Below are 26646 nucleotides of genomic sequence, written 5' to 3' on the forward strand. Positions count from 1 at the left end.
TAGCATTGGCTGGTTTGACCGCTGATGGCGAAAAGCTAGCGGAATGGCGATGCCTGGTAAGGACATTGTCTTTATGTCCCTACTGGGAGCTAACTCGGAACAATGGCCGAGACTGTAGCGTTGGCTGACTAGATGGCTGATGATGGAAAAGAATAGGAATACCGATGGCCATTAGGGACATTGTCCTTACTGGGAGACATCTCGGTGCCAGGACAGCTAACTACACAATCAGCGACCTTTCCCGGCGCGAAACTAAATGCATTTTGCCATTTGCGCGCCAAAATCCTCACGGTGAGGAAATGCTTCTGTTAAACTGTTCATGTTAGTCGATTTGCGCGGGGCTGAAACTGCCAGGTACCGAGCTGGAATGTCGAGGCCAAAGTGGTCCTGGGCATCCCAGCCCGTCCCATTCTGTCTCTGAACGCTCCGCTCTGCTGATTGGAGGGCAGAATATGCGTAAATTTAGCCAGTACCTATATTACCTGAATATTATCGGCATGCTGTTGTACGTCATTATCTGTGGGACGTTGCTAGCTATGGGCCATCCGTGGCGCAGTAGCCAGCTGGGCCTGATTGGGCAGGTTGCCGCTGGGCTGGTGTTGGCCTCCGTGCCGCTTGCACTGACCAAGTGGTTGCACGTGCAGTTGCCACCGTTATTGGTGGCGCTGTACGAGTTGTTTATCCTAATGTCGATCCTGTTAGGTACCGGGATGGGGATGTACTCGGTGCCGTACTGGGACAAAGTTGAGCACGCCTTCTCTGCGGCCATGTTAGCCGGACTCGGGTACATGATCTTTGCGGCCCTGACGCCCGCCGACCAGCGTGACCAGGTCAGCCCGCTATTACTGAGCATCTTTGCGGTGGCATTCGGGACAATGGTCGGTGTCTGCTGGGAGTTTTACGAGTTTACCGGTGATGGTTTGTTCGGCCTCGACATGCAGCGGTACATGAGCGGTGGACACTTGTTGGCTGGTCGGGCCGCGCTCATGGACACCATGGGCGACCTGTGCATGGACTTTGTGGGGAGCCTGGCGCTGGGCATCGTCGGGTACTTTGGTATTCGGCGGAATCGGCACTGGCTCGACACTTACATGCTGCGGCGGATAAAGTAGTGGCATCGGGGCCCGATTCGCGGTAAAATTGATGGGTTCAAATCAGTTGTGGGTAGTAACACGTTGCTACCTGATCGTGGTGCGGATCACGATCTAATCAAAAACGGGTACGTGCAGTTGATGTGCCTACGTTTTTATATAGGGGAGATACTGTCATGAAAATGACTCTGGATACAATTGCCAGCGTGGTGGGTGCCACAGCACCAGCTAACGCTGACCAGGTGACGGTGACTGGCGTGTGTTTTGACGCCCGGAAGGTGCAACAGGGCGACCTGTTTGTACCATTGAAGGGTCACCGTGATGGTCATGAGTTTATTGAGCAGGCCTTTGCCGGTGGCGCGGTCGCTAGTTTCTGTGACCACGCGCATGCAGAGAGTACGCAAAGCCGCGTGGGTACTGCGCCGCTACTGGTGGTGGATGATCCACTCAAGGCGCTACACGCGTGGGCACGTTACTATCTGCTGATTAAAGTGAACCCCAAAGTGGTTGCCATTACGGGTAGTAACGGGAAAACGACCACCAAGGACATGACGGCCGCAATTTTGGCCAGCCAGTACCGGGTGGTTAAGACCCAGGATAACTTTAACAATGCTATCGGGGTCCCCATCACGATTCTGTCGATGGAACCAAATACCGAGGTGCTAGTGGTCGAGATGGGTATGGATCACTTTGGTGAACTTGAAGCCCTCAGCACCCTGGCGGAACCGGATGTGGCGGTTATTACCATGATTGGCGAAGCACACATTGAGTTTTTTTAAGACGCGCGACCGGATTGCGGATGCCAAGATGGAAATCGTGTCGGGGCTCAAAGACGATGGCCTGTTCGTTTATAATGGGGATGAACCGTTATTGCGGGAGCGGGCCGCCAAAGTGACGCAGGACCAGGTCACCTTTGGCCTAGCACCAAATAACGACCTGGCGGCGGAACACGTGCAGCCGTTCCGTGACCACACGGAGTTTGATGTTTCCCGCTGGCCAGACGTGCACTTCTCCATTCCGATGATGGGGGAGTACAACGTTAACAACGCCCTTGCGGCGATTTTAGTTGGGCGGCGCTTCCATGTGAAGCCGGAAGCCATGCGTGATGCGTTGGCGCACTTCAAGGCCACGCATAACCGGACGGAGTGGTTGAAGGGTGACGCCGGGGAGTCCATCCTCAGTGACGTCTATAACTCTAACCCGACCGCTGTGCGTGCCGTGTTGCACGACTTTGTGAAGGTGCCCACCAAGGGGCGCCGCATTGCCGTGCTGGGTGACATGCTGGAACTAGGCACGGCGAGCCATGACCTACACGCGGGTTTGGCCGATGCCTTGGATCCTGACCAAGTTAACTGTGTCTACCTATACGGGCCGGAAATGCATGCGCTGTATACCGCCCTGCAGGCTAAGTATGACGGCCAGCACCTGTTCTACTTTGCCGAGGATGATCAAAGTCACCTGGAGTCGCAGCTACTGGATGGGGTGTACTCGGATGATCTCGTTTTGATCAAGGGTAGCCACGGGATGCACCTAGAAAACGTGTTGAGCGCGTTACTGAACGGTTCACGAGAATAACGTTATGACAATTTTTGGGAGTGGTGCTACCGCACACACTCCCTTTCTTTATGGGCAGATGTTAATGAAGATAACCATTGCGGTCACGTGGCCGCGAACCCGAGGAGACGCAATTTCTGGTCGTTGAGCATGTTGCAATTATGAAAACTGGCTGTGAAACCCTAGGGCGTCTGGGCCTTTCTTTGCGTTTTGACCCGATTCACGCTATAATAGTAAGAACGCATTTTTGATAACACATTGTGCACGTTACAAAACGGTACCTTCATGGGTGGATTTACTCCGGTTTTGTGGTGTGCATATGCACACACTAGGAGGACTCATTTGAAGTTTACAGAATTAGGTTTGGACCAAGATTTGCTCAAGGCGATTGACCGTGCCGGGTTTGAAGAAGCAACCCCAATCCAGGCAGCCACCATCCCGCTGGTCTTAGCGGGTAAGGACGTTATTGGGCAGGCCCAAACGGGTACTGGTAAGACCGCGGCTTTTGGTCTGCCATTACTGCAACACATTGATTTTAGTGACCGTTCCGTTCAGGCGTTGGTCATTTCACCAACCCGGGAACTGGCGATTCAGACCCAGGAAGAACTTTACCGGTTGGGTCGCGACAAGCATGCACGGGTCCAAGCCGTGTACGGTGGTTCCGACATTCGGCGCCAGATTCGTGGCTTAGCAGATCATCCACAAATCGTTGTGGGTACGCCAGGTCGTTTACTTGACCACATCAACCGTCACACGTTGAAGCTGGCTAACCTCCGGACTTTGGTCCTGGACGAAGCCGACGAGATGTTGGACATGGGGTTCATTGATGACATTGAGAGCATCGTGCAGAACGCACCGGAGGGTCGTCAGACCTTGCTGTTCTCCGCGACGATGCCTAAGCCCATCATGAACATTGCCAACAAGTTCATGCACAATCCTGAGACTGTGCAGATCAAGAGCAAAGAGCTGACTGCCGACAATATCGATCAGTACTACGTTCGCGCTAAGGACTTTGAAAAGTTTGACATCATGACCCGCATCTTTGACGTGCAGGTCCTGAACTGGCCCTGATCTTCGGGCGGACGAAGCGCCGTGTCGACGAACTGACTAAGGGTCTCCAGGCCCGCGGTTACAAAGCCGAAGGAATTCACGGTGACCTCACCCAGCAGAAGCGCTCGCAGGTGCTGAAGCAGTTTAAGAGTGGCGAGCTGGACTTCCTGGTTGCCACCGACGTTGCCGCTCGTGGACTTGACGTTTCGGGTGTGACCCACGTTTACAACTACGACATTCCCCAGGACCCCGACAGCTACGTGCACCGTATTGGCCGTACTGGCCGTGCCGGTCACTCCGGGGTGTCCGTAACCTTCGTCACGCCGGGTGAAATTGACTACCTGCGGACGATTGAAGACCTGACGAAGAAGCGGATGCTACCAATGAAGCCACCAACTGCCGACGAGGCGTTCCGTGGTCAGTTGAATACAGCGTTGGCCAACGTTAAGGAAATCATGGACGGTGACCTCAGCAAGTTTGAGGATGACGCTGCAGCCCTGTTGAAGGAATACACGCCAGAACAGATTGCGGCTGCCCTGCTGAAGAGCGTTGCACCAGATGACGCGTCCTCCGTACCGGTTAAGATCACACCAGAACGTCCATTACCACGGCGCGGTCACGGTGGTGGCCGGAGCCGTAATGGCGGTCGTGGTGGTTACCGTGGGAATAACCGCGGTGGCTACCGTGGTAACCGTGGTGGCGAACGCCGTGGCGGTTATCGGGGTTCACGCGACCGTAATGGTGCTGACCACCGTAACGGCGGCCGGCGGGATGATCACCGTCGCGATGACCGTAACCGTTCCGGTGCCGGCAAGAAGCGTAATAGCTTCACAATTCGGACTAAAGACTAAAATTAACGACAAGGAGCTCACCACGTTGGTGGTTGGCTCCTTTTTGTTTGGGGTAACAAAGTCGTTGTTCCTGACTTGTCCGGTAGCAGTATAATGGTGAGTAAATTTAGTGTAGTGGGGTGACAACATGCAGATTCGACCAATACGGGCGGGGGATAACGCGGCGGTGGCCCACCTGATTCGCGATAGTTTGGCACATTTTGGCTTGGATGTGCCCGGGACGGCGTACTTTGATCCGCAACTGGATGATCTGGCGACGTTTTACGCACAACCCCAGCGTGGGTACTTTGTCTTGGTGAACGACGCGGATGAGGTCGTCGGCGGCTGCGGCTTTGGTGAGTATTGTGACGATACAGCCGAACTGCAAAAGCTGTACATTGCGCCTGCCGCGCAAGGCCAGGGCGCTAGTCGCCGGTTGGTGGCCTGCGCGGAGGCTGGTGCGCGCGTGGCGGGATACCGGCGGATTTATTTGGAGACCCACCACGTCCTGACTGTGGCTTGTCTGTTGTACTAAACTGGGGTACAAGGCGCTATCAGCGCCGCTGGCCGCGGGGCCGCATACTGAGATGGATCGGTTCTTTATCAAAGCGCTGTGATATTGTGAGCATTAGGGTAGCTTACGCTCACGCTTTCTACCCGTGGGGCTTCGCTCTGTGATACACTTAACCCATTGCCTTTCCCACAATTTAGATTGGAGCCCTAAGATGACAATTGACAATAATCAACTCGTATCCCGCTACATGAAACTACAGGCTGCCCACAAAACTTACTTTGCCGCAATTGGCGAATACGTTGATCAGCAACTCGATGTTTTGTACGACCGCCTGAACACCACCTTTCATGATTCCCTGACCCTCTCCGTGCAGGGTGCCATTGATTACGCGAAGTCCCAGGGTGTTGAAATCACCTCGGGGATCAACCTGACCCTGGCCACCCAGAACTTCATGGTCAAAATGCTCGATAACCAGGGTCTCCTGGTTGAAGGTGGGGCGCATTCTAGCGACGTCGTCATCGGTAAACTGAACTTTGAAAACCGGGCCCGTTACGTTTAAGGGCCTCGCACCAATAACACGATAATACAGTCAAGCCGTTACCCACAGTTTTTGGGTAACCGGCTTTTTTTTAACTACTGCTGTGCAATGGTTGTGGATAGTTGTTCAATGCGCCGTTCTGTCCCGTCGAGGAAGTCCACCATGTGTTGTAACGGTGCATCGGTGGTTACATCCACGCCGGCCACGGCCGCTGCCGCCACGGGATCGGCACTGTCACCCAGGGCCAAGAACTTTCGCCAGCGTTGCACCGTGCTACTTTGGTCGTGTTCCAGATCTTGCCACACCTGCGTGGCAATGGTCAGGCTGGCCGAATAGCTGTACGAGTACAGGCCGAGGTAGTAGTGATCCTGGCGCATCCAGGTGGTTTCCGCGCCCGTTAAGTCTACAGTGTCGCCCCAGAATTGGCGTAATACTTGCAACTTTAGCTTGTCGAGGCGGGCGGCGTCAAAGCTTTCACCACGGTCGATCAGCGTGTAAACTTCCCGCTGGAAGGCTGCTTCTAGTAGGTGAGTGACACAGTTGTGGAAGTAGGTGTCACTCAGCAACCGTGACAGTGCAAAACGTTGTAGCGCGGATTATCCGTTGCCTGCTGGGTCAGGTAGCGAGTGAGTAGTAACTCGTTAAAGGTTGAGGGTGCCTCACAATGGTAAATGGGCATGACCCATGTTAACGCCGGATTGGCGTCAGCCGAGTAGTGCATTTGCCCCACATGGCCGAGCTCGTGGATGAGGGTGTCCAGCGCCGGCAACGTGTCGGTCCACGTCATCATGATGTAGGGGTGCACACCGTAAGGCATTTCCGTGTAGGCCCCGGAATCTTTACCAACGTTAGGTGCGCAGTCGACCCACCGCTGGGTCAAGGCCTGGTGCATCAGCTGCTGGTAGTCCGGTCCTAGCACCGCGGTCGCCTGTTCCACAATGGTGGTCGCATCAGCGTGTGTATTGAGGTGCAAAGTCGGGGTCGATGTCGATTTGCAGGTCGGTGTACTCCAAGTGGTCAAGCCCGCGCACCTGGGCCACGTGCCGGACGTAGCGGCGCATCACGGGTGCCAGCCGGTTCATGAGAACGTCGATTTGGCGGTCAAACAGCGGCCGCGGTACCTCCTGGTCGGCCAGCAAGAAGTCGATGACAGAATCATAACCCCGCAATGTGGCTGCGGCTTTTTCACGGGTCACCTGGCCGAGGTAGGCGGTGGCAAAGGTGTGTTGGTACCGTGCGAGGGTCGCACTAAATTGCCGGAATGCGGCTCGCCGCACCGCCGGATCGGGGTGTTTTTGGTATGTTTCCTCATAGCTCACAAAGTCGAGCGGGTAAGTGTGCCCGTGTGCGGTGAAGGTGCCGAAGTCCATGTCTGCCGCAATGCCTGTCGCCGGATGTTACGGAAGGTATTGAGTGCTGGCGCCAAGGTAGCCAGGGTGCTTTCTAACTCCGGACTGAGGACGTGGGCTTGGGTGGCAACTAGGTGGCGTATGTAACCGGCGTATTGGGGTCGTTCCCGGACCACCGTATCCAGGACGGTGGTGGGCAACTGGGCCAGTGCTGGGTGCAAGAAACTGAGGGCACTATCAACGTTGGCTTGGACAGTCGCGTTGGTGGCAACGCGCGCGTTTAGTTCGGGATTGGTACTGTCGGCACTTTGCGGAAATTCCGTGTAACAAGCGACTTGTTCGCGTAACGTTTCAATACCATTGAGGTCGTCAAGTGCGGCGACCACGTTCGTAGTTGTGTCGAGGTGGTGTGCGTACCGGTGACTAAATTGGCGGGCTTGATCCACCAATTGGTGCGTGGCGGCACGCCACGCATTAGCGTCACTAAAAATGGCGGTAAGATCCCACGTATTGGCTGGATCAACGGCACTGCGTGGTGGTAAGGCTGATGACATAATGTACCTCCTTGATCAAAAAAACATTGAACACCCACCGCATGGCTCCCGGTGGGTGTTCAATGTGGATTATTTGTGGGTAACTGACTGTTTGGCATCTGGTTTTGACTCCTGCTTGTGCGTTACTTGTGCATTTGGTGCTCCCGTTTGTGGCAACGATGACTTAGTCGGGACAACGTCCGGGATGGGCTTGATACCGGTCAACAACCCGAACAGCAGGGCCTCATCATCGTACTCACGACGCCAGTTTGCTGACATTGCAATCACTTCCCTCATACGTTGGCGGTCCCTGTATCCGCCTACATTGAGTGTAAATTAAAATTAAACAAAAAGCCAGTTAAATTTAACTGGCTTTTTTTCACATTTGGTTTTAGAATTGCAAAATATTGTCCCAATCCGTGATGGTATTGAGGGTGCGTAGTGCTTGTGGCTGGCCGGCCACCCGGCGAATGAGTTGGGCGAGTAGCGTGTACGTGTGCATTAGTAACGCCGGTTGCTGGTGCTGGGCGGCGAGCTGTAAAGTTGCGACGGCTAACTCCGCGCTCCGGGACACATCCTGAGCTTGGAAGTAAGCAAGTGCCCCGACGTAGTTGACTGCGTTAACGTCACCGTTAAAGGGAACTGTATCCGCCATTTGGGTCGCGTTCGTCACCGCGTCGGTGAGCGGTGCGACTTTGCGTGCTTGCGCAGCGACCAAGCCGACGTAGGCGTAACACAATGCGGTCAGCACCGAGCGTTGGTGGTTCACGGCTAACGCCATGTGCAGGTTGTAGCGTGCCCCATCCAAGTTAGCGTCGACGGCTAGGTCAGCTAGGCCCAGGTAGAAGTAGTACGCTTGCGCCTGTACGTCTGACATGGCGGCATCCGCGTAAGCTGCGGAGTTGAGCATCTTCTTGACGGCGCCATAGTCGTGATCAGCGATATGACTGCTGAGTTCCAGGTTCCGGCGCGCATTTTTGCCCACGGGGTAGTTGGCGGCCAGGTCAAAGCGGTTAAGGCGGATACCTAGACGCTGGCTGATGCCAATAATGGTCTCGATGCTCGGTACGTGAGTATTGGCCTCAATCGCCGCAAGGGTGGTCGCGGGACAGACGCCCGCGGCTAGGTCGTCGACCGACCAGCCTTGAGCAGTACGTAGTTTGTGGATCACGGAACCAATTTGTGGGTGCATAAGGGTTTGTTCGCTTCTTTCTAATCATTACCTACCACCCATTATAACAGTATCGGGCGGTTCGACCGCGCGGCGTTACGACCGCCAGTTGATCCGTCCGAGTACGCGGCGGCCCAGGAATTCCTGCAGGATGATGTAGACCGGGTACGTGGATACAGCTAGGGGCGCGTAAAGTAGTAGCAACTGCCAGTGCCACAGCGAGACCAACGAGAAGGCGCGGTTGGTGACAAAGAAGACACCGAACATGACCACGGCAATTAGGGCCAGCATGCCCACTTTGAGCCGGTTAAAGGGACGCGAGACGCGAAACAGCACGTTGTAGCACACGCAGGTAATCAGCAACGCGACGATGGTACCGGTCGCGTAGAACGAAAGGTGTAAGAAGGACTCCAGCCAGGTCATCAGCAGGGTGTACAGGACGACTTCCGTCGCGGCCGGGGCCGCAAAGGTCATGACCTTCTTCATAAACTGACCGGTCACCCGCGCAAAGTTGGGTTCCAGTGACAGGAAGAACGACGGGATGGCGACCGTGACCGCCGACACGGGGGTCAGGTTGATGGGGATGATCGGGTAGTCGGCGTTCAGGAAGATAAAGATGATGATGAGCGCCACGGAGTACATGGTTTTGATGAGGAACAGCGAGGCGACACTTTCAATGTTGTTAATGACGCGCCGGCCTTCATTCAACACGCCGGTCATGGCGTCAAAGTTGGCGTCGAGAAGCACAAAATCGGCAATGGCACTCGCCGCCTCACTGCCGCTCGCCATGGCGATGGCACAGTCAGATTGGCGTAGGGCCAGGACGTCGTTGACGCCGTCACCGGTCATGGCGACGGTGTGCCCGGCTGCCTGGTAAGCGGCGATGAGGTGCTGCTTCTGGTCAGGGGTGACGCGGCCAAAGACGTTGTAATCCCGCACTAGGGCGGCGTAGTCGGGTGTATTGCCGACGGTACTCATGTTGATCAACCGGTCAGTACCCGCAATGCCGGCACGCCGGGCAACGCTGGCTACGGTCACGGGGTTATCCCCAGAAATCACTTTGAGTTGCACATCTTGGCCGGCAAAGTAAGCGAAGGTTTCCGCCGCGGCTGGCCGGATTTCGTCGGCGATGAGGACAAAACCGATGAGCTCGGGGTGGATGAGTGGGGTGGTTAACGCACCCGTGGTTCGACCCACCGCGAGCATGCGCAGTCCTGCCGTGGCGGCTTTATCAATGGCTGTGGTGGCGGTCGTGTCGAGTTGGTTGCCAAAGGTGAATTCGGGGGCACCCATAAAGTAGCTCACGCCATCACTGAAGGTGGCGCCAGACCACTTGCGGGCTGAACTAAACGGTACCGTGTGCGTGACCGCCCACTGGGGTGGCTGCGGGTAGTATTCCTTAATGGCAAGGGCGGTTTCGTTGTCGTCGTTTAAGGCGAAGGTGACGGCACTAACAGCGGTGGCCAAGTCGTCTTCATCGTGACCCGGCGCTGGCACTACCTGGTTGACTTTGAGACGGCCGGTCGTGATGGTCCCCGTCTTGTCAAGACAGATGGTATCGACGCGCGCTAACGCCTCGATGGCGGTGAGGGAGCGTACCAAGACGCGGCGCTGGCCGAGGTTGCGGGCGCCTACTGCCAGCGCGACGTTAGTCATGAGCACCAGGCCTTCGGGAATCATGCCAATGACTGCAGCACTAGTGGTCAAGATGGCCCGGTTGTACGCCCCTCGCCGGATCATCGAGACGGTGAAGAGGGCTAATCCCAACGGAATGAGGACGTAGGTCAGCACCTTGATGATGCGGTTAATGGTGTTGAGGAGCTGGCTACTGCTATCTTTGTTGGGACGTTCAGCTTTAGCAGTGGCGGCGAGGCGAGCGGCAAAGGTGTCCCCCGCGACTTTGGTGACCATGACGGTGGCACTGCCGGCAACGATGAAGCTTCCTGAGAGTACGGCATCATCCGGTTGCTTGACGATATTGTTTGGTTCCCCAGTCAGCGCACTTTCGTCGACCTCGAGGCCACCATGGGTCAACACGACACCGTCAACGGGTACCTGGTCACCACGGTGCAGTTGTAGGGCGTCACCCACCACTAACTGATCAGCGGGGATGGTGGTGACGTGGCCGTCACGGACGACCGTTGCTTGCGGGGCGCTGATGATGGTCAGGGAATCCAGCTGGTGTTTGGCGCGAATTTCCTGGAAGGTCCCGATGGCGGTGTTCACGATGGCAACACCGAGAAAGAGCAGGTTACTGTACGAACCCGTGGTGATAATGAAGGCGGCGATGACGACGTTGATCAAATTGAAGAGGGTCAAGGTGTTGCCGGCGACAATTTGCCCCACGGTGCGGGTCAGCGGGGCTTGTTCCACGTTATGGGCGCCCGCGGCGATTTGCGCATCAACGTAGCTCTGTTTTAATCCAATTTTGGGGTCAGTTCGCATGGTCTCGCCTCGAATCAGTCAGATTACGGTTACTTTGTTCTTATTGTAACGATTCCTTAGAGGATTGTCGTCAGACTGGGGGCGGACTTCACACAAACTTCGGAAAAGATGGTCATCGGGGAATGACTCACCAAACCGCTGTCCACCCGACTCGAGTAGGCTGGTCCACCATATAGTCCAGGTAGCTTAAACTTTGTGGCGGTGAGTGCGATAATGGTAGTAACGCTATAGACGAAGGAGAAAAATCATGCCGAAAACAAATCCTAACGGAACGCGCTTTATCACGTTAAGTAACGGTTACCACCTTTGGACCCAGACCCAGGGTGAGGGCGATATTCAACTCTTGTGCCTGCACGGTGGTCCTGGTGGTACCAATGAAGTGTTTGAAAACTTTGCTGAGCGACTGGCACCTTATCACGTCCGGGTCAGTCGGTATGACCAGCTGGGTTCATTCTTCTCAGACCAACCCGATTTTAATGACCCGGAGAACCGCAAGCGTTTCTTCAACATTGAATATTACGTTGACGAAGTTGAAGAGGTCCGCCAGCAACTCGGCCTCGAGCACTTCTTCTTACTCGGACAGTCCTGGGGTGGCGTGCTTGCCATCGAGTATGCACTCAAGTACGGTGAGCACCTGGCCGGCGTGATTTTGAGTTCCATGATCGATAACCTCGAGGAATACATCGACAGTGTCAACCAGATTCGTGAGTCAATGTTTAGTGCTGACGAGGTGGCCTACATGCACGATGTGGAAGCCCGCCATGACTTTAGCGATGCGCATTACCAGGAACTGGTTGCCCAGCTCGGGGAGCAGTATCTGCACCACGCGAGTGATCCCCAGCCGCGGCACCTGATCAACACGTTGGCCACGCCGGTATACAATTATTTCCAGGGCGACAACGAGTTTGTTATGGTGGGAGCGCTGAAGAACTGGGATCGGCGCGGGTACATTCAGAAGATCAACGTGCCAATGTACCTGACCTTTGGTGGGCACGAGACCATGCCACTGGGTGCTGCTTCACGGATGGCGGCGGAAGCCCAGCACGCCCGGTTGCACATCACGCCGCATGCGGGCCACGGGCAAATGTTGGACAACCCCGATGACTACTTTGCCGGTTTGGGCGAGTACCTGACCGACGTGCACACGGGTCACTTTGACGATTAATGGCGGTTGACGAAAGCGCTTGCGTGTGCATTATGTTATGTACTGCTGTATACTAGTTAGTAATTTTGTTAAACGGAGGATCCTATGTTAGAGAAGAAATTGTACCAGACAATGTTTGCCCACTCGTTTAACATTCCGGTGACGGTAAACTACTGGGATGGTACTAGTGAGACCTACGGTGATGGCGCCGCCCAGGCAACCATCGATATCAAAAAGGCCATTTCATTAAAGGAACTTTCCAAAAACGCGTCCCTGGCGTTGGGCGAGGCCTACATGGCCGGCGACATTGACGTGACCGGGACGAGCGAGCGTCCAATTCAGCAAGTGTTGACTGCGGCGTATGAGAGTGCGGGCAGCTTCATGCGGAACAAGAAGTTCATCAAGTTCCTGCCCAAGCAGTCGCACACCAAGTCCAAGAGTAAGCAGGATGTGCAGAGCCACTACGACATCAGTAATGACTTTTACAAGGCTTGGCTGGACCCCACGATGACGTACTCCTGTGCCTACTTTGAACACGACACGGACACGCTGGAACAAGCACAAATCAACAAGGTCCACCACATCATCAACAAGTTGCACCCACAAGCGGGCAAAACCCTATTGGATATCGGTTGTGGCTGGGGTACGTTGATGCTGACGGCGGCCAAGGAGTACGGATTGAAGGTTGCTGGGATCACGCTCAGCAAGGAACAGTACAAGTACGTTCAGCAGCAGATTAAGGACCAAGGTCTCGAAGACGTGGCGGAAGTCATCCTGGAAGACTACCGTGAGTTGGACCGGAAGTTTGATTACGTGACCTCCGTGGGGATGTTCGAACACGTGGGTCAGGAAAACTTGGGTCTATACACGCAGAAGGTTGCGGACTTGCTTACGGATAACGGTGTGGCTTTGATCCACGGTATCACCCGGCAGCAAGGTGGCGCGACTAACGCGTGGTTGACTAAGTACATTTTCCCCGGTGGGTACATTCCTGGTTTGACGGAAATGACTCAGCACTTTGTGGATGCTGGTTTGCAGCTGAACGACCTTGAGCCGTTGCGCCGTCACTACCAGAAGACTACCGAAATTTGGGACGAGAACTTCAACGCCAAGCGTGGTGAGGTTCGTGCCAAGATGGGCAAGGAATTCGTCCGGATGTGGGATTTGTACCTGCAGGCCGCCGCTGCTTCCTTTGAATCGGGTAACATTGACGTGATCCAGTACCTGGTTTCGAAGGGACCATCGGGTAAGACTTTGCCAATGACGCGTGAATACATTTACGCGCACGAACAGTAATCACAAAGAGTGGTACAAAAAAACGGGCCGTGGGGCCCGTTTTTTTTGCGGTTGGCGTATCCGTTACACCTGGACATTGTCTGTCACGGGTGGCTTGCGGGATAATGGTAACGTACTTATGCGGATGCGGTCGCTTCTAGCGCGGCGTTGAGTTGGCCCAGTAAGGTCGTTAGCTCGGCGAGGGGTGTGGCACCCATGTGGCGCGTGATGGCTTGAAACCGCCGGCGCGCACTGGTCGTGATGGTTTGTTCCACGTTAGCGCCCGTGTGGGTGAGGGCGAGGAGCCGCCGCCGGTGATCAGCCTGCGCGGTTTTTTTGCTGCACGTAGCCCAGCCGGAGCAACGAACCAATTTGGCGGGCAATTGCTGGTTTGGTGACGCCCCGGAGCTTGACGATGTCCGTCAGGGTCTCGATCCGCCCCGTCGCGATATCCCGCATGATTTGATATTGTTCAAACGAAATTTTGTAGGGACTGACCGCCGCTTGTAGTGCTGCCGTGAATCCCTTCACGGCGTGAAAGTAACTGTCGATGAAGGCGGTCATAGCTTGATCAGTGTTCATAATGATGCCTCCTAAAGTGAGTGGCGCCACACTTTGTGGCCGTCACGGCGTTAACGACGGTGGCAAAGATGGAGGAACTTAGCAATGAAGCAATGGTTTAAACGACACAAACGACTCTGTTGGTGGTTAGGTGGCCTGATTGTGTTCATCCTCGCCGCCTACTGTGCTGCGTGCCTGTACTTCTATAATTACGCGTTTGTGCCTAGCAAGAAGAGTTTTCTTGGTAGTGGGGATACCCGGCAGGAGCGGGTGGACAAAGCGTGGTTACAACGCGTCCACAAGCAGACCTGGCACGAAACGGCGACGGGTCACCGCAGCTGGCAGTTGGTAGCCGACTACGTGCCCGCCGCACACCATACGAACAAAACGGTGGTGGTTGCGCACGGCTATATGAACACCAAGGAGGATATGGCCAGCTATATTCGCATGTTCCATGCAGCGGGCTATAACGTGTTGGCACCCGACGACCGGGGTCACGGCCAATCTGATGGTAATTATATTGGTTACGGTTGGCCCGACCGCCTTGACTACCGCCGGTGGATCAAGCAGGTGATTGCCCGTGACGGGCAGAGCAGCAAGATTGCCATGTTCGGGGTTTCCATGGGTGGGGCCACCACCATGTACACGGCGGGACTCAAGCTACCACACCAGGTCAAGGCCTTCATTGAGGATTGTGGCTACACGAGTATTAGCGATGAGTTAGCCGCAAAGGCCAAGTCGATGTATCACCTACCGCGGTGGCCGCTGGTACCCGGGGTCATCGCGACGGCCAGCCTGATTACCCACAACAACTTTGCTGCCGCCCGGACTAGTGCCACATTGGCACACAACCATCGACCAATGCTGTTCATTCACGGCAACAAGGACAACTTTGTGCCGACACGGATGGTGTACGCGAACTACCGGGCCGCCAAGGGACCCAAGCAGCTGTGGGTGGTGCCAGGCGCCGCCCACGCGAAGAGCCTGGCCACCCATCCCGTTGCCTATCGCCGGCACGTACTGAAATTCTTACACCGATACCTGCAATGATGCCTATCCGGTTCACTCCATCTATATTGTAGGCGTGCAACGGTTGCGACCTGTACGTTTTTGGAGTAAAACGGCCGTCACAAGGTGCTGGCCAGGCAGGGAGTGCAAAGAACATTCGCAGGGCGCATTAATGTGGTTGGTCAACTAAACATTTTGACGTCAAATAACCCCGGACGGACCAATTATTGGTTTGTCCGGGGTTTATTTATGCCTGCACTTGGGTATTTGTGGACAAGATGCCGGCTGCTTTGGTGTGTGGTCCAATAGTGCCGTGCGTAATTGCGGGGCAGTGTTGCCGCGTCGGGAGGCGCCAGCAGGCTCGCGATTCACCCAACAAAAAAAAGCCTCGAGTCATTGCTCGGGGCCGTTTGGGTACGTACTTGATTAATCAGCTTCGTCGGCATCGGCGGCCGCGCTGATGCCGCGGCGGCTTTGGTACCGTCCGGATCATGGTCGGTCACTTCAAACCAGTCGAAGAAACCAGGGTCGTAATCAATGACCTTGAAGGTGAACCGCCCCAGCTCGACCTCGTCGTTTTGTTTGAGGTTCGGGTACAGTTCAATGATGGATCCACCAACCGTTACAACGTCGGAGTTTTCAAAGTCGGGGATGTCGGTGTGGAAGAAACGCTCAAAGTCGTACATCGTGGTCTTACCACTAACCTTGTAAACGTTGTCCTGGTCGGTGGCCAGGATGTATTCATCAGACACGTCGTCGATTTCATCCTTAACGGTGCCGAACAGTTCCTCGTAAATATCTTTGTCCGTGACAATCCCGCTCGTACCACCGTATTCGTCGGCCACCACCACAATCGGGGCTTGACGCCGAATCATTTGTTGCAGAATGTCATGGATGGGTGTTGATTCTGGTACGGTGACGATGGCCCGCAAGACTTTGGACATTGTGATGCTGTCGTCCGCCAGTGATTGCCGAATCAAGTCATACACGTACACGTAACCGAGAATTTTATCCTTGTCACCATTGGCTACGACGGGGAAGCGACTGAAACCTTCTTTGAGGTACAGCCGCAAGACGTCGTGTACCGTGTCGGTGACGTCCACGACGATCAGCCGGGTACGGTCAACCATGATGTCGCGGGCGGTCTTATCGTTCAGGTCAAACGCGCGTTCCATGTAGACCACGTCGTTTTTGTCCATGTCACCGGTTGTAATTGCGTTTTTACTAAGATTCAGGATTTCCGCCTGTGAGAAGGCTTCGTTGCTTTCGTCGGCGGGTTTGATCCCCATCATTTTGACGATTCCGACGGACGACTTGTTTAGTAACCAGACGAACGGGTAGAAGAGGATGTGGAAGTAGTGCAGCGGTGTGACCACAAACATGAGCACCTTAATGGAAAAGTCGATGGCGATATTTTTGGGCACGATTTCGGTCAGGACCACTTCAAAGTAGGTCAGGATGATGACACCAAGCACCGCCCCGACCGCACGGAGGCCACCTTCAGGTAATTGAAGGTGTACCAACCCCATGAGGTCGATCAGTAGGAACTCAACGGTTTCCTCACCGATCCAACCAACAATGATGCCCGCCAGTGAGACCCCGACCTGCGTGGTCGAGAGGTACTCGTTGAGGTTGTGCACCATCTTTAGGGCGCGGGTCAGGCGCCGCTTGTTGCCCTGACCACTTTGTAATAATTCCTCCAGCGCGCTGGGACGACTTTGTACCAACGCAAACTCACTCGCAACGAAAAACGCCGCGAAGACGAAGGTAACGACCATCACCAGTAAATTCGCGGCGACTTGGCCACTATCCATATGTTCATTCCCCATTTCTTATTTTGGTAACTGGCACTATTCTATCATGAATTAAGTGTTGACGTTCTATTAAGTTATAAAAACAGCTCAATTATTAGTTTAATTACGGCGCTAGCCGTTATCTGGTCACCGTTGCGGCCGGAATGCTAACAGTGAACCCGTAGTCTGGGTGTTGTTCCAGGCCCGGCCGTTACATTCGAGGGGATCGGTCAGTACCCGGCGGATAGTTGCCACGTTGAGGCCCTCATTGATGATGATGACACAACCATGCTTGGCGTCGATAATGCCGCTGGCCGCCGCGGCACCGGTCAGTTCAGTGTTGCTGGTGACGCGGGCAACCAAAATATCGTAGGTGCCCCCCAGCAGGGCCCAGCGGTTAGGTGGCAATAACTGGTAGCGCAGTTGCGCACTATCCGCTTGGTGGCGGGCTGTGTCAATCTGGTGGCGATGCTGACTGATGCCGATGACTGCATCCGCCCCGGCGTTGACTGCGTATTGAGTCAGCCAGGGTGTGGTCGCGTTAATGACGGCGACCCGTTTGTTACGCAGACTGGGTGCGGTTTTAATGACGGCAGTCTCGATGGCGGTAGGGGCAGTGAGGCCGCTGGTGGGCCGCTTCGGTAAAACCCGGTTGCGCATGGCGGGATACTGGTGTTGACTGTGTTTCTGATTCATGAGGTTTCACTTTCCTGTGTGTAAGCTGTTAATAAACAAATTGGGCCGTGAAGCTCCATGGGAGTGTTCAGGCCCAAACAGACGGTGGCTATTAATCCACGAAAATAATGACAAAATGGTGGCTGGCAGTATCCACGTTAATGGAAACGTGCCGGTTGAGGTCATCGACCAGGGCCCGGGCCACCTTCATTTTACCTTCGAAGGTCGTGACGTTTGTGTCAGGCGGAAAGGCTTTAAAGTCGTAGTTTTCCGCGATGAAGGGCGCGTCAGTGACGTAACGCAGGTTGTTTTCGTCGTGGCGACTGCCTGGTCGCAACACCGAGTCGATGTAGTGGTACAGTTCGCTGGGCGTGTAGTGCAATGGGGCCACCAAATCGGTGGTGATATCAAAGTTAGGAGCGTCGTCAATCATTGCGTCGTTGACGGTTACTTGTGTAAGTCCTTGGTATAGTTTCATACTTATTCCTTCCCGCTGTGTTAGTTAATAGCGTAATCATAGTGACGGCTTCAGCTGGCATCTTCCAGGTACAACTCTTGAAGGTCACGCCGGTCTGAATTAGATAGCCCGATAACGTCGTGCAGGTAGACGTCCATACTGCCGTATTCCGACTGGATGGTGTTGAGGGCGCTGTCCAAGAAGGCCCCGTGCACCGTCCATAGGTCGTGGATACTTTGCAATAGGTTAGCGTTACCGCCGTGCGCCCGTGTTTCCTGCATGATGTCATCTAGTGGTGTCTGGATGAACTGATTGGCCGCCAGGTAATCGGCCCGAATGGTGTGGGCGTCTACCCCTAGGGCGCTGAGTAGGTATACAGCACCCATCCCGGTGCGGTCCTTGCCGGCGGTGCAGTGGAACAACGTAACGTGGTCCGGACTCGTTAGGAGGATCCGGAAGAATTCCTGGTAAGCGTGCTGGGCCGGTTTTTGCATCACCAAATTACGGTAGGTTATCACCATGTTTTTGAACCCACCCCGTGGGTCTTGTGAAAACTCCGCCTGCTCTTCCTCCCAGGTTTTAGACACCTGGGTCTGGTCGGTGATGAACACTGGTAAGGAGTGGTAGTGTGCCGCTGGCAATGGCCGGTCCGGAGCTTTAGTTTGTTCGTCTGGGGACCGGAAGTCGACGTCGTGGCGCACGCCGTATTCCCCGAGAAAGTGGACGTCCCGATCAGACAGTTGGTCCAGTTTGCCGGAGCGCACCAACCGGTGGCTACGGATACGCCGACCATCGGTGGTGGTGTAACCGCCTAGGTCGCGAAAATTAAAACCATGATGAATGTTAAGTAGGTTTGGTTGCATGCAAGCGCCGCCCTTCATGACTGTTTTTTTGTACTAGCTCTAGTTTACAACGTGTTGGCGGGCAGGCCAAATATAATTGTGCGTGACGACCTAATTAAGTTTGTGGGGTGACTAGGCCTCGTCTGCACGGCGGCGTTTTTGGATGAGGTTCCCATCACTCGGCCACCTTAACCCTTGAAAACCGCGAATTTCAATACTGAGTTGGGTGTGGTGGCGAATCGCCGTCAGGGTAGCTTCAAGGCGAGCTAGGTCACCACTAGGCAACGAGTGCAGCGGGATGGACCGGTGCCGCTGTTTTTGCGGAATGATGTTGAAGAAGAAGTTGTAGCTGTGGTTATAGCGGTCATCAACTAGCGTGATCCAGTAGCGGGTATGACTGCGCCGAAGGAAGAGTTGATCGATCCGCGCGTTAATAATGTCGCCATCTTTACTCATAACTATTACCCCCATTGTGTCCGCCGACCAGATTGGCGCGGTTAATGGCCGTGCCTCCGGTCAGCTTGCTTTTAGCGTAAACGAGCGCGGTAAACCCAAAACGTGAGCGGATGGCATCGACCGTGCGTTCCAGCGTGTAGTCCTGAATTTGTTGTTTTACTGGTTGGAATAACTCGAGTTGTTGGCCGTTATCCGGTCCCAATTGGCCGCAACTAACGGCAATGTTGCGGACTCCTTCACCGTCCCAGTAGTGGTCAAAGATGCGCAGAAGGGCCGCCGCAATGGCGTGGTTACTGTTAGTGGCACTGACGGTGATCTCCGCCCCGAAACCGCCGCGGTTGGTGGCCGTAGCAGTTGCATAGTTAAAGCCGATGCCCAGGCTGACCTTGTGGCACAGTAAGTGGCGGTGGCGCAACCGGGCGGCCACTTGCTCACCAATTTCTTTGACGACCAGGCGAATTTCGTCCCGATGGATATAGTCCCGTGGTAGTACTTGAGAATTGCTGATACTCGGTGATTTGATTGGTTCCACCTGTCCGGGGTGGGCGCGGTCGATACCCCACGCCAGGGCGTAGAGTTGCTCGCCAATCAGGCCAAATTCGGCGCGCAGGGCGTACGGATTGGCGTGTGCCAGTTCCCACATATTATTAATGCCGATGCGGCGTAAGTGGTTCGCCGTTCGTTTGCCGATACTCCAGACGTCCTCCATGTTGGTGATGGTCCACAGCTGCTGGGGAATGTTCTGGTAGTTGATCTCCGCAATTAAGTCGTACTGGTGCTTGGCGTAAATATCGAGCGCAATTTTGGCTTGGAGCGGGTTGTTGCCGATCCCCACGGCTGTATAAATGCCGGTTTCATCATGAATGGTACGTTGGATTTGCCGTGCGACGGCCCACGGGTTGGGGCCAAAGAGGCGCCAGGAATGGGTCAGGTTGAGAATTGATTCATCGATGGAGTATGGCCAAATATCGGCGGGAGCCACATACCGCTGAAAAATTTGGTTGATTTGGAGATTCTTTTGAATGTACATGTTCATCCGTGGGGGCACGACGATCAAATCTTCGCTTTGCGGGAGGTCGCGCTGGCGGGATACGTTGGCTTGCAGGTGGAACTCCTCTTTGGCGCGGGGCGATGTTGCTAAAATTAGCCCACCATTGGTGTTTTCCTGTTCTGACATGACGACGAGGGCAGTTTTGAGGGGATGCAGGTCACGGACAACGCACTCGGCCGAGGCATAAAAGGAGCGGCTATCAATCAGAAAAAAAAGACGCCGTGTGGTTCGTATTGGTAATCCAAGAGTTACGCCCCCTTTGCTCTTCATTATACGAACATGTGTTCGTAGAGGCAAGCAAAAAAAAGTTGTGCAAATCGGTCTCAGGTCCAGTGTGGTGGGCCCCGTTCTTAGTGATAATAAACATGGTTGATTACGTAGCACAAAAATGGAGGAGCGCAATATGAAGAAGATCATCTGGGCGGTCATTGCCGTAGTGATTATTGGCGGTGCCGGTGCGGTCGGGCTCAGCGAGTACTTAAACGTTTATCGGGCGCAGACGGCGTACGCGGTGGTACCACCCACACCACGCAAGACGATTACGCGGGGCAGTGACGGCAAAAAGATCACTGATAGCCAGGGACGCCAAGAGTATTCATATAATCACACCTTTAAGTGGGTGATGGTAGACGGACAAAAGCGCACGGTTGCCTTTGAACAATCCGGGGTACATCCCACTCCCTTCAAGCCGGGCAGTTACGTGAAGGCAGAGGTCAGCAAAACGCGGGTCACGAAGGGTCCCTTCAGTGTCGGCTGGCAGAAGATTCCGGCTAAGGTACGCGCACAACTTAAATAGTGGTAATAGTGTGGGGTCGGTGATTACCCATGTTAAAATAGGGCAGTGAACGGGAGGAAGACAGACATGGAATTTACGTTTCGGGTCACCGCGACGGCGGCCACAACCACTAAGCGCCTCCTGGACCGTTTCGGGGTGAGTCACCGGTTGTTTAAACGACTGGTGACGGCGCACGCCATTATCGTGGGCGATCGCCCCGTAGGCAATATTCCCCTGGTGACTGGAGATCAAGTAACGTTTACGCTGCCTACCGATAAGCCCGTTGCGCCAGCGCCTGGTCAGTTGGATGTGCTGTATGAGGATGCCAACTGGCTGGTGGTCAATAAGCCGGCGAATTGTGCGAGCGTGCCGGGGCCGAGTCATCCGGGTGCAAGTCTGTTGAACATGGCGGCGGGGTACCTTGTGCAGCAAGGCTACGGGGCCGTCCAGCCGGCAATCATTACGCGGTTGGACCGCGATACCATGGGCGTCGTCTTGATTGCTAAGCACCCGCTAGCGCAGGCCCGCTTGGACCGCGCGGGTGTGGATCAGGTGGTGCACAAAGAGTATTTGGCGGTGGTCGACGGTGTGCTGATCCAAAATTGGGGCCGCGTCGAGGTGCCGCTCGGGCGGGCCGATGACGGCATTCATCGGCGGGTAGACGTGGACGGCCAGTATGCCCGTACGGATTATCGGGTGGTTCGTCGCGGACAACGAGCAACAATGGTTCGTTGCGTACTTCGGACCGGCCGGACCCACCAGATTCGGGTACACATGGCGTACTTGGGGCATCCGTTAGTGGGGGATGCGTTGTATGGGGGCAGTGCCCGTGCACACGGCGGGCAAATGCTGCTCGCCCAACGCCTCACGTTCACCGATCCGTTTACGCGGCAACACATCGACGTACAGGCACCAGTGCCAGACAGTTTTAACCGGCGACTGGGTCAGATGACTTCATCTTCGTCAAGGCAGGCCACTTGACTTTTGCCCCGGATTCGGTAAACTTAATGAGTTACTAAAACACAATGAGGTGAACGAAATGCGGAACAACATTTTACTCGCATGCGCCGAAACCGGCGAACGTATCTACCTGACTTCTAAGAATAAGCGCAACACACCAGAAAAACTGCAGCTGAAGAAGTACTCTCCAAAGCTGCGTAAGCGCGTGGTTTTCACTGAAGTTAAGTAATTGATACTTACGAACAAGGGCCGTCCAGATCAATTTCCGGGCGGCTCTTTGTTTGGCTGGTGGATGGTTTGAACGGGGGAGCGATGGTACCGTTTGCGAAAATGCCGCGAGAAATCCTGAAAGAATGGTATAATGAACGTAAATAGCGACATGGAGGGAATTATAATGACCACGCAGGCAGAATATACGGAGTTATACCAAAAGCGGTTAGCCATGATTGAAGGCAACCCGCAATATACGGTATTGGCGAGCATGAATCAGCCGATGTCCGATGGCGATCAACGTGTAACCCAGTATATCGTGTATACCGACATCAAGCGTGATGACCAGAAGCACAAAACAGCGTCCATCTTTGTCTACACGCCGTACAAGAACGTCGATAAGTATGGCCACTCCAAAGCCGATTACCAGTCACAGCTGTTGTTCGAGTTGAACGGTTGGGACCACGCGGTGCACATCACGGTGCTGGAAACGTTAGGCAGTGAGAGCCGGCTGGCCTTCTTTGACTACCAGAACCTGGGCCTCGCACAGTTGGCGTTGACGGCGCTCATGAACTTGATCAAAAAGTTCGATGTGCAATCCGTAGACGGTAACATTAGTTCCTTCGATCGAGACAAGTTTGCCAAGACTAAGCATATTTTTGAAAAGTTTGGTTTCACCGTGACCGTGATGGATGCGGAACACGGTATTGGCAGGATTTACAAAGCCGTACAAGCTGATTAATAGCTAAATGGTCCCATTACCGGTGTGTGGTAATGGGACCATTTTTGGTTGCAATTATAGAATCTGGTGGGCGGAAAACTTGACGCCCAGCTTGTTGAACATCAGTTCTTCGACGGTCAGGAACAAACGGTAAAAGTCCGAGCTGCTCACGTCGGTGCTCCACACAAAGACGCGCGGGTGCGTATGGCCTGGTTGCTGGAATAATTTGGCGTCGTCCACCCCGGTAATGATGAGGTCGGCCGGATGCTGGGCGGCCTCGGTTTCCGGCATAATATGGACAAAGCTCATGTTGCCGACAAAGGTGGCGAGCCGGCGACTATTGAAGTCGTTGTTGGTGAGCAGGATGCGGCAGTTAACCAGCTGGTGCCATTCAAAGTCGGCTAGGTGTGGCGCCAGCAGGTAGCACAGTTGGGTGGCTATTTGTTGGTAAGCGCGGTCGCCGAACCGGCCCGCCACCCCTAGATCCTGCATAATTTGGGGTTGGGCGCTCAAGAGCATTTGATAAAGCTTGCTATGCATGTACAAGTCCTGTTCGGGGTCATCCAAACTGGTAATGCTAGGGAAGCAGGCGCCACCGCAGAGGTTGGCCAGGGCCACGCGTACCATGTTGGTCACTAACAGCGGATCATCTTTGAAACGTAACCCCGCACCCGGCCGCTGGTGTTGTTCCAGACGGATAGCCAGCTGGTCGATGTAGCGGTGGATGATGTTGTCGCTACGCATTGTGGCATCATACAGAGGCGCCCAGACCCGATAGTCCTGGGTAAAGTTGTACTCTATGAGCCGTTGGAAAACGAAAAAGTGATTTTCGCGGGCCAACTGCCGTGTACTGAGGCGCGGGTACCACTGATGGCTAATTAATTTAGTATCCAGCAGGGGGATGACACCGTGTAGCCGCTCAAGGGTAGGCATAGCGCCGAGAGCGTCCCCATGGTTGATGCGGAGGTCATTGACGGCCAGCATCAGCAAGTTGTGGAGGTGACTGACCGTGTTGACACCTGGCTCCTGGATCTGGGCGTAGCGTTCGGCAATACGTTCTTTAGGAACAGTAGTAAACGGCCACTCCACCCCGCGAAAACTCAGCCAGTAGAAAATATACAGGAACTGGCGGATGGTTGGTTCCGCGCCGGTAATACCTGGCTTGGTGAACGACAGCTTGAGGCCATGGTTTTCCAGCAATGTCCGTAGCAAAGTGGTTTTCCGAGTCAGCGTGGAACGGGAAATGAAGTGATCCTGGCAGAAGCGGTCGGTGTTTGCAGTGCGGTTTTGCGTAATGTAGTCGAGGTACTGAAACTGAATGGAGCTCTGTAATAGGTAGAGACGGTATTGGTCGATGGTCACAGGGAGGTTGTCACCAGCCAGAACGTTCTTTTTGACGGCGGGACCGGAACGACCCGTGATGGTCTCGAGGTCGTTAAGCAGTTCTTGAAAAACATTGTAACTTTGCTGGTACGAAATATGTAGGTGGTTACCCAGGTCGGTGATGGTAAAACCAAAGGCGTCCATGGTCTTGAGTACGCGGAACATGCGGAGCTTTTGGATGTCTGCATTTTCTAGAAAGGCGTCTTCAAACAGCATGGCTTTACTTCCCCCAATTAATGATTCGTTGACACGGATTATACAACAGCAATTATATCAGAAAAGCTTGGTGGGTGTTATCATTACGCCTCAGGTTCACACTTTGGCGGGCGGTTGGGGCCAGGACTTGAAATTTCAGGATGTTTGCGGTACTTTAAGTGCAATAAGCAAACACGTGATTAAGCGCATATAGGCAATTCAGAGAGCGGACAGGTGCTGTGACGTCCGTATTGCTAGGTCCAGCGTGATAGTGGGTGGTGAGAGCCACACGGATACGTCCGTTAACCGTACAGAGCGTGCTGGTCGCTGTGATCAGTGAATCTGGGTGGTACCGCGGAAAAAGCCTTTCGTCCCAATCAACGAGGGGCTTTTTGTATACAAAGGTATCGGCCAGGCAGGCGTTTCTTTCTATAATAAGAGTGAGGACGACTGGAGCGGTATGCAATGTTAGCAGGTCGTACCTGTGGGAAAGAACATTTGTACCTGTTGGTGTGATGGTAAACGTGGAGGAACGAACATGCTAGATATTAAGTTGTTGCGGCAGAAAACAGATTGGGCTAAGTCGGAGTTGGCTAAGCGCGGTATCAAGGCAGAAGAGATTGACGAGTTGTTGTCTTATGACCAGCAGCGGCGCACGGCGCTTACCAAAGTTGAGGAACTGAAGGCAGAACGAAACCGGGTCTCGGCTGCCATCGCGCAGATGAAGCGGCAACATGAAGACGCTGACGAGCAGATTGCTGCTATGCGCAAGGTGGGTCAAGAGATTAGTGCTCAGGACAAAGCCGTGGCGGAGTTGGAAGAGAAGGCTAACTACATCTTGGTACGGTTGCCCAATATTCCTGATGACTCGGCGCCAGCTAGCTTGAATGAGGATGACGCCCGTGAGGAACGTAAGTGGGGCCACATCCGAGACTTTGGTTTCACCCCGAAGGCCCACTGGGATATTGGTGAAGATCTGGGCATCCTTGATTTTGAGAATGCCGCCAAGGTCTCCGGTAGTCGGTTTGTGTATTACCGTGGTTCCGGTGCCCGGTTGGAACGAGCGGTGTATAACTTCTTCCTGGATGAACACAACAAGGAAGGTTACACGGAAGTCTTGCCACCATACCTTGTCAACAATGAGTCGATGTTCGGTACGGGCCAGTTCCCTAAGTTTGTGGGGGATAGCTACACGGTTACCAACGAAGATAGTGACCTCACGTTAATTCCGACCGCTGAAGTACCACTGGTCAACTACTATCGTGATTCAGTTGTTGATGCGGACCAGCTACCGATTAACGTTACGGCGTTGACGCCGGCGTTTCGGTCCGAGGCGGGCAGTGCCGGTCGTGACACACGTGGTTTGATTCGGATGCACCAGTTTAATAAGGTGGAAATGGTCAAGGTGACGAAGCCGGAAGATTCCTGGCAGGAACTCGAAAACTTGACGCACGACGCGGAAGATTTGCTGCAAAAGTTGAACTTGCCGTATCACGTCATTACGTTGGCGACGGGCGATGCTAGTTTCACGTCGGCGAAGACCTACGACCTTGAAGTTTGGATTCCTGCGCAAAATACTTACCGGGAAATTTCTAGCTGCAGTAACTGTACCGATTTCCAAGCACGGCGTGCGCACATCCAGTACCGTGATGACCAGGGTCGCCTGCAATTTGTGCACACCTTAAATGGATCTGGATTGGCTGTTGGGCGGACGGTGGCCGCCATTTTGGAAAATTATCAAAATGAAGATGGCACGGTGACAATTCCCGATGTGCTGGTTCCGTACATGGGTGGACAAACGATTATTGAAAAAGAAAATTAAAAGCGGCACTTTTATGCAGATAATCGAATGATTATCTGTTTTTTTTAGTTCCCCGTTCGGCTTTGCGCTAAAGTTCAAATAAGTGCGTAAGAGTGCTTGACGGTCCGCCTGGTGGCTGGTAAGATATTTTATGTTGTTCAGGGCGAGCGACTTCGGTCGCGCCCTGGACGGTGGTTTCCTGAACTGCTGATGCAGGTTGTCGAATATTTATTCGTAATAATGTGTTGACAGTAACAACAACGG

At 54.2% G+C, this 26646-nt stretch carries 22 protein-coding genes and 4 pseudogenes; 13 read left to right on the plus strand and 13 right to left on the minus strand.

Translation table 11 applies throughout. From position 1 onward, the window contains the following. The first annotated feature begins 452 nt into the window (after positions 1-452). The 5 genes and pseudogenes from JCM13996_RS05085 (at position 453) to JCM13996_RS05105 (ending at position 5598) form a co-directional block, all read left to right on the plus strand. Positions 453-1112 (plus strand): DUF2238 domain-containing protein, encoded by a 660-nt coding sequence (locus tag JCM13996_RS05085; RefSeq protein WP_054750161.1) that lies wholly within the window; start codon positions 453-455, stop codon positions 1110-1112. Between the two features lie 155 nt (positions 1113-1267). Beyond that, positions 1268-2666: pseudogene (locus tag JCM13996_RS05090) on the plus strand (UDP-N-acetylmuramoyl-tripeptide--D-alanyl-D-alanine ligase). 321 nt (positions 2667-2987) lie between these two features. Continuing rightward, positions 2988-4546: pseudogene (gene cshA, locus JCM13996_RS05095) on the plus strand (degradosome RNA helicase CshA). 127 nt (positions 4547-4673) lie between these two features. Further along, positions 4674-5060 (plus strand): GNAT family N-acetyltransferase, encoded by a 387-nt coding sequence (locus JCM13996_RS05100; protein WP_225353477.1) that lies wholly within the window; start codon positions 4674-4676, stop codon positions 5058-5060. Between the two features lie 190 nt (positions 5061-5250). Continuing rightward, a complete protein-coding gene (locus JCM13996_RS05105; protein ID WP_054750163.1) occupies positions 5251-5598 on the plus strand; it encodes a hypothetical protein in 348 nt (115 codons plus the stop codon). A 74-nt stretch (positions 5599-5672) separates the two neighbouring features. Here JCM13996_RS05105 and pepF read toward each other — a convergent pair. The 4 genes and pseudogenes from pepF to JCM13996_RS05125 all read right to left on the minus strand — a co-directional run bounded on the left by pepF (position 5673) and on the right by JCM13996_RS05125 (position 11075). Beyond that, positions 5673-7480: pseudogene (pepF, locus tag JCM13996_RS12895) on the minus strand (oligoendopeptidase F). A gap of 69 nt (positions 7481-7549) precedes the next feature. Further along, a complete protein-coding gene (locus JCM13996_RS05115) occupies positions 7550-7738 on the minus strand; it encodes a hypothetical protein (protein ID WP_054750165.1) in 189 nt (62 codons plus the stop codon). 112 nt (positions 7739-7850) lie between these two features. After that, positions 7851-8651, minus strand: a complete 801-nt coding sequence (locus JCM13996_RS05120; RefSeq protein ID WP_054750168.1) for a helix-turn-helix domain-containing protein — start codon at positions 8649-8651, stop codon at positions 7851-7853. Positions 8652-8726: 75 nt separating this feature from the next. Beyond that, positions 8727-11075: an HAD-IC family P-type ATPase gene (locus tag JCM13996_RS05125; RefSeq protein ID WP_054750170.1), complete on the minus strand. Its 2349-nt coding sequence runs from the start codon at positions 11073-11075 to the stop codon at positions 8727-8729. A 247-nt stretch (positions 11076-11322) separates the two neighbouring features. Between JCM13996_RS05125 and JCM13996_RS05130 the strand changes: the two genes are divergently transcribed. After that, a complete protein-coding gene (locus JCM13996_RS05130) occupies positions 11323-12240 on the plus strand; it encodes a proline iminopeptidase-family hydrolase (protein ID WP_054750173.1) in 918 nt (305 codons plus the stop codon). A gap of 84 nt (positions 12241-12324) precedes the next feature. Next, on the plus strand, positions 12325-13515 hold the full coding sequence (locus JCM13996_RS05135) for an SAM-dependent methyltransferase (protein WP_054750175.1): 1191 nt from the start codon (positions 12325-12327) through the stop codon (positions 13513-13515). Between the two features lie 116 nt (positions 13516-13631). On the opposite strand, the gene JCM13996_RS10840 is transcribed toward JCM13996_RS05135, so the two are convergent. Together JCM13996_RS10840 and JCM13996_RS05140 are read right to left on the minus strand one after the other, a co-directional pair. Next, a complete protein-coding gene (locus tag JCM13996_RS10840) occupies positions 13632-13769 on the minus strand; it encodes a hypothetical protein (protein ID WP_156321872.1) in 138 nt (45 codons plus the stop codon). A gap of 43 nt (positions 13770-13812) precedes the next feature. Beyond that, positions 13813-14076: a helix-turn-helix domain-containing protein gene (locus tag JCM13996_RS05140; RefSeq protein ID WP_054750178.1), complete on the minus strand. Its 264-nt coding sequence runs from the start codon at positions 14074-14076 to the stop codon at positions 13813-13815. 84 nt (positions 14077-14160) lie between these two features. On the opposite strand from JCM13996_RS05140, the gene JCM13996_RS05145 reads away from it, so the two are divergent. Next, positions 14161-15105, plus strand: coding sequence for an alpha/beta hydrolase (locus JCM13996_RS05145; RefSeq protein ID WP_054750180.1), 945 nt, complete (start codon positions 14161-14163; stop codon positions 15103-15105). A gap of 326 nt (positions 15106-15431) precedes the next feature. On the opposite strand, the gene JCM13996_RS05150 is transcribed toward JCM13996_RS05145, so the two are convergent. The 6 genes and pseudogenes from JCM13996_RS05150 to JCM13996_RS05175 form a co-directional block, all read right to left on the minus strand. Beyond that, on the minus strand, positions 15432-16877 hold the full coding sequence (locus tag JCM13996_RS05150) for a hemolysin family protein (protein WP_082383837.1): 1446 nt from the start codon (positions 16875-16877) through the stop codon (positions 15432-15434). A 126-nt stretch (positions 16878-17003) separates the two neighbouring features. After that, positions 17004-17552 carry a hypothetical protein gene (locus JCM13996_RS05155; RefSeq protein ID WP_054750182.1) on the minus strand — a complete coding sequence of 183 codons (549 nt, stop codon included), beginning with the start codon at positions 17550-17552 and terminating at the stop codon, positions 17004-17006. Between the two features lie 91 nt (positions 17553-17643). After that, entirely contained in the window at positions 17644-18009 is a 366-nt protein-coding gene (locus JCM13996_RS05160; protein WP_054750184.1) for a hypothetical protein, read from the minus strand. A 50-nt stretch (positions 18010-18059) separates the two neighbouring features. Then, entirely contained in the window at positions 18060-18851 is a 792-nt protein-coding gene (locus tag JCM13996_RS05165) for a tyrosine-protein phosphatase (RefSeq protein WP_054750186.1), read from the minus strand. A 111-nt stretch (positions 18852-18962) separates the two neighbouring features. Then, the gene (locus tag JCM13996_RS05170) at positions 18963-19286 is read right to left on the minus strand and encodes an acetyl-CoA carboxylase (RefSeq protein ID WP_156321873.1); all 324 of its coding nucleotides are present in this window, start codon (positions 19284-19286) and stop codon (positions 18963-18965) included. After that, a pseudogene (locus JCM13996_RS05175) lies at positions 19279-20582 on the minus strand (Y-family DNA polymerase). Before JCM13996_RS05175 ends, JCM13996_RS05170 begins: the two are co-directional and overlap by 8 nt. A gap of 158 nt (positions 20583-20740) precedes the next feature. On the opposite strand from JCM13996_RS05175, the gene JCM13996_RS05180 reads away from it, so the two are divergent. The 4 genes from JCM13996_RS05180 (at position 20741) to JCM13996_RS05195 (ending at position 23024) form a co-directional block, all read left to right on the plus strand. Then, entirely contained in the window at positions 20741-21133 is a 393-nt protein-coding gene (locus JCM13996_RS05180; protein WP_054750192.1) for a DUF1093 domain-containing protein, read from the plus strand. Between the two features lie 66 nt (positions 21134-21199). After that, complete coding sequence (locus tag JCM13996_RS05185; RefSeq protein ID WP_054750194.1) at positions 21200-22093, plus strand: RluA family pseudouridine synthase; 894 nt, start codon at positions 21200-21202, stop codon at positions 22091-22093. Between the two features lie 58 nt (positions 22094-22151). After that, entirely contained in the window at positions 22152-22301 is a 150-nt protein-coding gene (gene rpmG / locus JCM13996_RS05190) for a 50S ribosomal protein L33 (RefSeq protein WP_054650238.1), read from the plus strand. A gap of 165 nt (positions 22302-22466) precedes the next feature. Next, on the plus strand, positions 22467-23024 hold the full coding sequence (locus JCM13996_RS05195) for a hypothetical protein (RefSeq protein ID WP_054750196.1): 558 nt from the start codon (positions 22467-22469) through the stop codon (positions 23022-23024). 54 nt (positions 23025-23078) lie between these two features. On the opposite strand, the gene JCM13996_RS05200 is transcribed toward JCM13996_RS05195, so the two are convergent. Further along, entirely contained in the window at positions 23079-24602 is a 1524-nt protein-coding gene (locus JCM13996_RS05200) for a helix-turn-helix domain-containing protein (RefSeq protein WP_054750198.1), read from the minus strand. A gap of 517 nt (positions 24603-25119) precedes the next feature. Between JCM13996_RS05200 and serS the strand changes: the two genes are divergently transcribed. Further along, on the plus strand, positions 25120-26403 hold the full coding sequence (gene serS / locus JCM13996_RS05210) for a serine--tRNA ligase (RefSeq protein WP_054750202.1): 1284 nt from the start codon (positions 25120-25122) through the stop codon (positions 26401-26403). The last annotated feature ends 243 nt before the right edge of the window (positions 26404-26646 follow it).

Source organism: Lacticaseibacillus thailandensis DSM 22698 = JCM 13996 (genome assembly GCF_001312865.1).
In the GTDB taxonomy this organism is placed as follows: domain Bacteria; phylum Bacillota; class Bacilli; order Lactobacillales; family Lactobacillaceae; genus Lacticaseibacillus; species Lacticaseibacillus thailandensis.

Bases quoted from the DNA above. Each gene is read 5' to 3' on its own strand.
- JCM13996_RS05085 (WP_054750161.1), top strand. From the start codon at position 453: ATGCGTAAATTTAGCCAGTACCTATATTACCTGAATATTATCGGCATG.
- JCM13996_RS05100 (WP_225353477.1), top strand. From the start codon at position 4,674: ATGCAGATTCGACCAATACGGGCGGGGGATAACGCGGCGGTGGCCCAC.
- JCM13996_RS05105 (WP_054750163.1), top strand. From the start codon at position 5,251: ATGACAATTGACAATAATCAACTCGTATCCCGCTACATGAAACTACAG.
- JCM13996_RS05115 (WP_054750165.1), bottom strand. From the start codon at position 7,738: ATGTCAGCAAACTGGCGTCGTGAGTACGATGATGAGGCCCTGCTGTTC.
- JCM13996_RS05120 (WP_054750168.1), bottom strand. From the start codon at position 8,651: ATGCACCCACAAATTGGTTCCGTGATCCACAAACTACGTACTGCTCAA.
- JCM13996_RS05125 (WP_054750170.1), bottom strand. From the start codon at position 11,075: ATGCGAACTGACCCCAAAATTGGATTAAAACAGAGCTACGTTGATGCG.
- JCM13996_RS05130 (WP_054750173.1), top strand. From the start codon at position 11,323: ATGCCGAAAACAAATCCTAACGGAACGCGCTTTATCACGTTAAGTAAC.
- JCM13996_RS05135 (WP_054750175.1), top strand. From the start codon at position 12,325: ATGTTAGAGAAGAAATTGTACCAGACAATGTTTGCCCACTCGTTTAAC.
- JCM13996_RS05140 (WP_054750178.1), bottom strand. From the start codon at position 14,076: ATGAACACTGATCAAGCTATGACCGCCTTCATCGACAGTTACTTTCAC.
- JCM13996_RS05145 (WP_054750180.1), top strand. From the start codon at position 14,161: ATGAAGCAATGGTTTAAACGACACAAACGACTCTGTTGGTGGTTAGGT.
- JCM13996_RS05150 (WP_082383837.1), bottom strand. From the start codon at position 16,877: ATGGATAGTGGCCAAGTCGCCGCGAATTTACTGGTGATGGTCGTTACC.
- JCM13996_RS05155 (WP_054750182.1), bottom strand. From the start codon at position 17,552: ATGAATCAGAAACACAGTCAACACCAGTATCCCGCCATGCGCAACCGG.
- JCM13996_RS05160 (WP_054750184.1), bottom strand. From the start codon at position 18,009: ATGAAACTATACCAAGGACTTACACAAGTAACCGTCAACGACGCAATG.
- JCM13996_RS05165 (WP_054750186.1), bottom strand. From the start codon at position 18,851: ATGCAACCAAACCTACTTAACATTCATCATGGTTTTAATTTTCGCGAC.
- JCM13996_RS05170 (WP_156321873.1), bottom strand. From the start codon at position 19,286: ATGAGTAAAGATGGCGACATTATTAACGCGCGGATCGATCAACTCTTC.
- JCM13996_RS05180 (WP_054750192.1), top strand. From the start codon at position 20,741: ATGAAGAAGATCATCTGGGCGGTCATTGCCGTAGTGATTATTGGCGGT.
- JCM13996_RS05185 (WP_054750194.1), top strand. From the start codon at position 21,200: ATGGAATTTACGTTTCGGGTCACCGCGACGGCGGCCACAACCACTAAG.
- rpmG (WP_054650238.1), top strand. From the start codon at position 22,152: ATGCGGAACAACATTTTACTCGCATGCGCCGAAACCGGCGAACGTATC.
- JCM13996_RS05195 (WP_054750196.1), top strand. From the start codon at position 22,467: ATGACCACGCAGGCAGAATATACGGAGTTATACCAAAAGCGGTTAGCC.
- JCM13996_RS05200 (WP_054750198.1), bottom strand. From the start codon at position 24,602: ATGCTGTTTGAAGACGCCTTTCTAGAAAATGCAGACATCCAAAAGCTC.
- serS (WP_054750202.1), top strand. From the start codon at position 25,120: ATGCTAGATATTAAGTTGTTGCGGCAGAAAACAGATTGGGCTAAGTCG.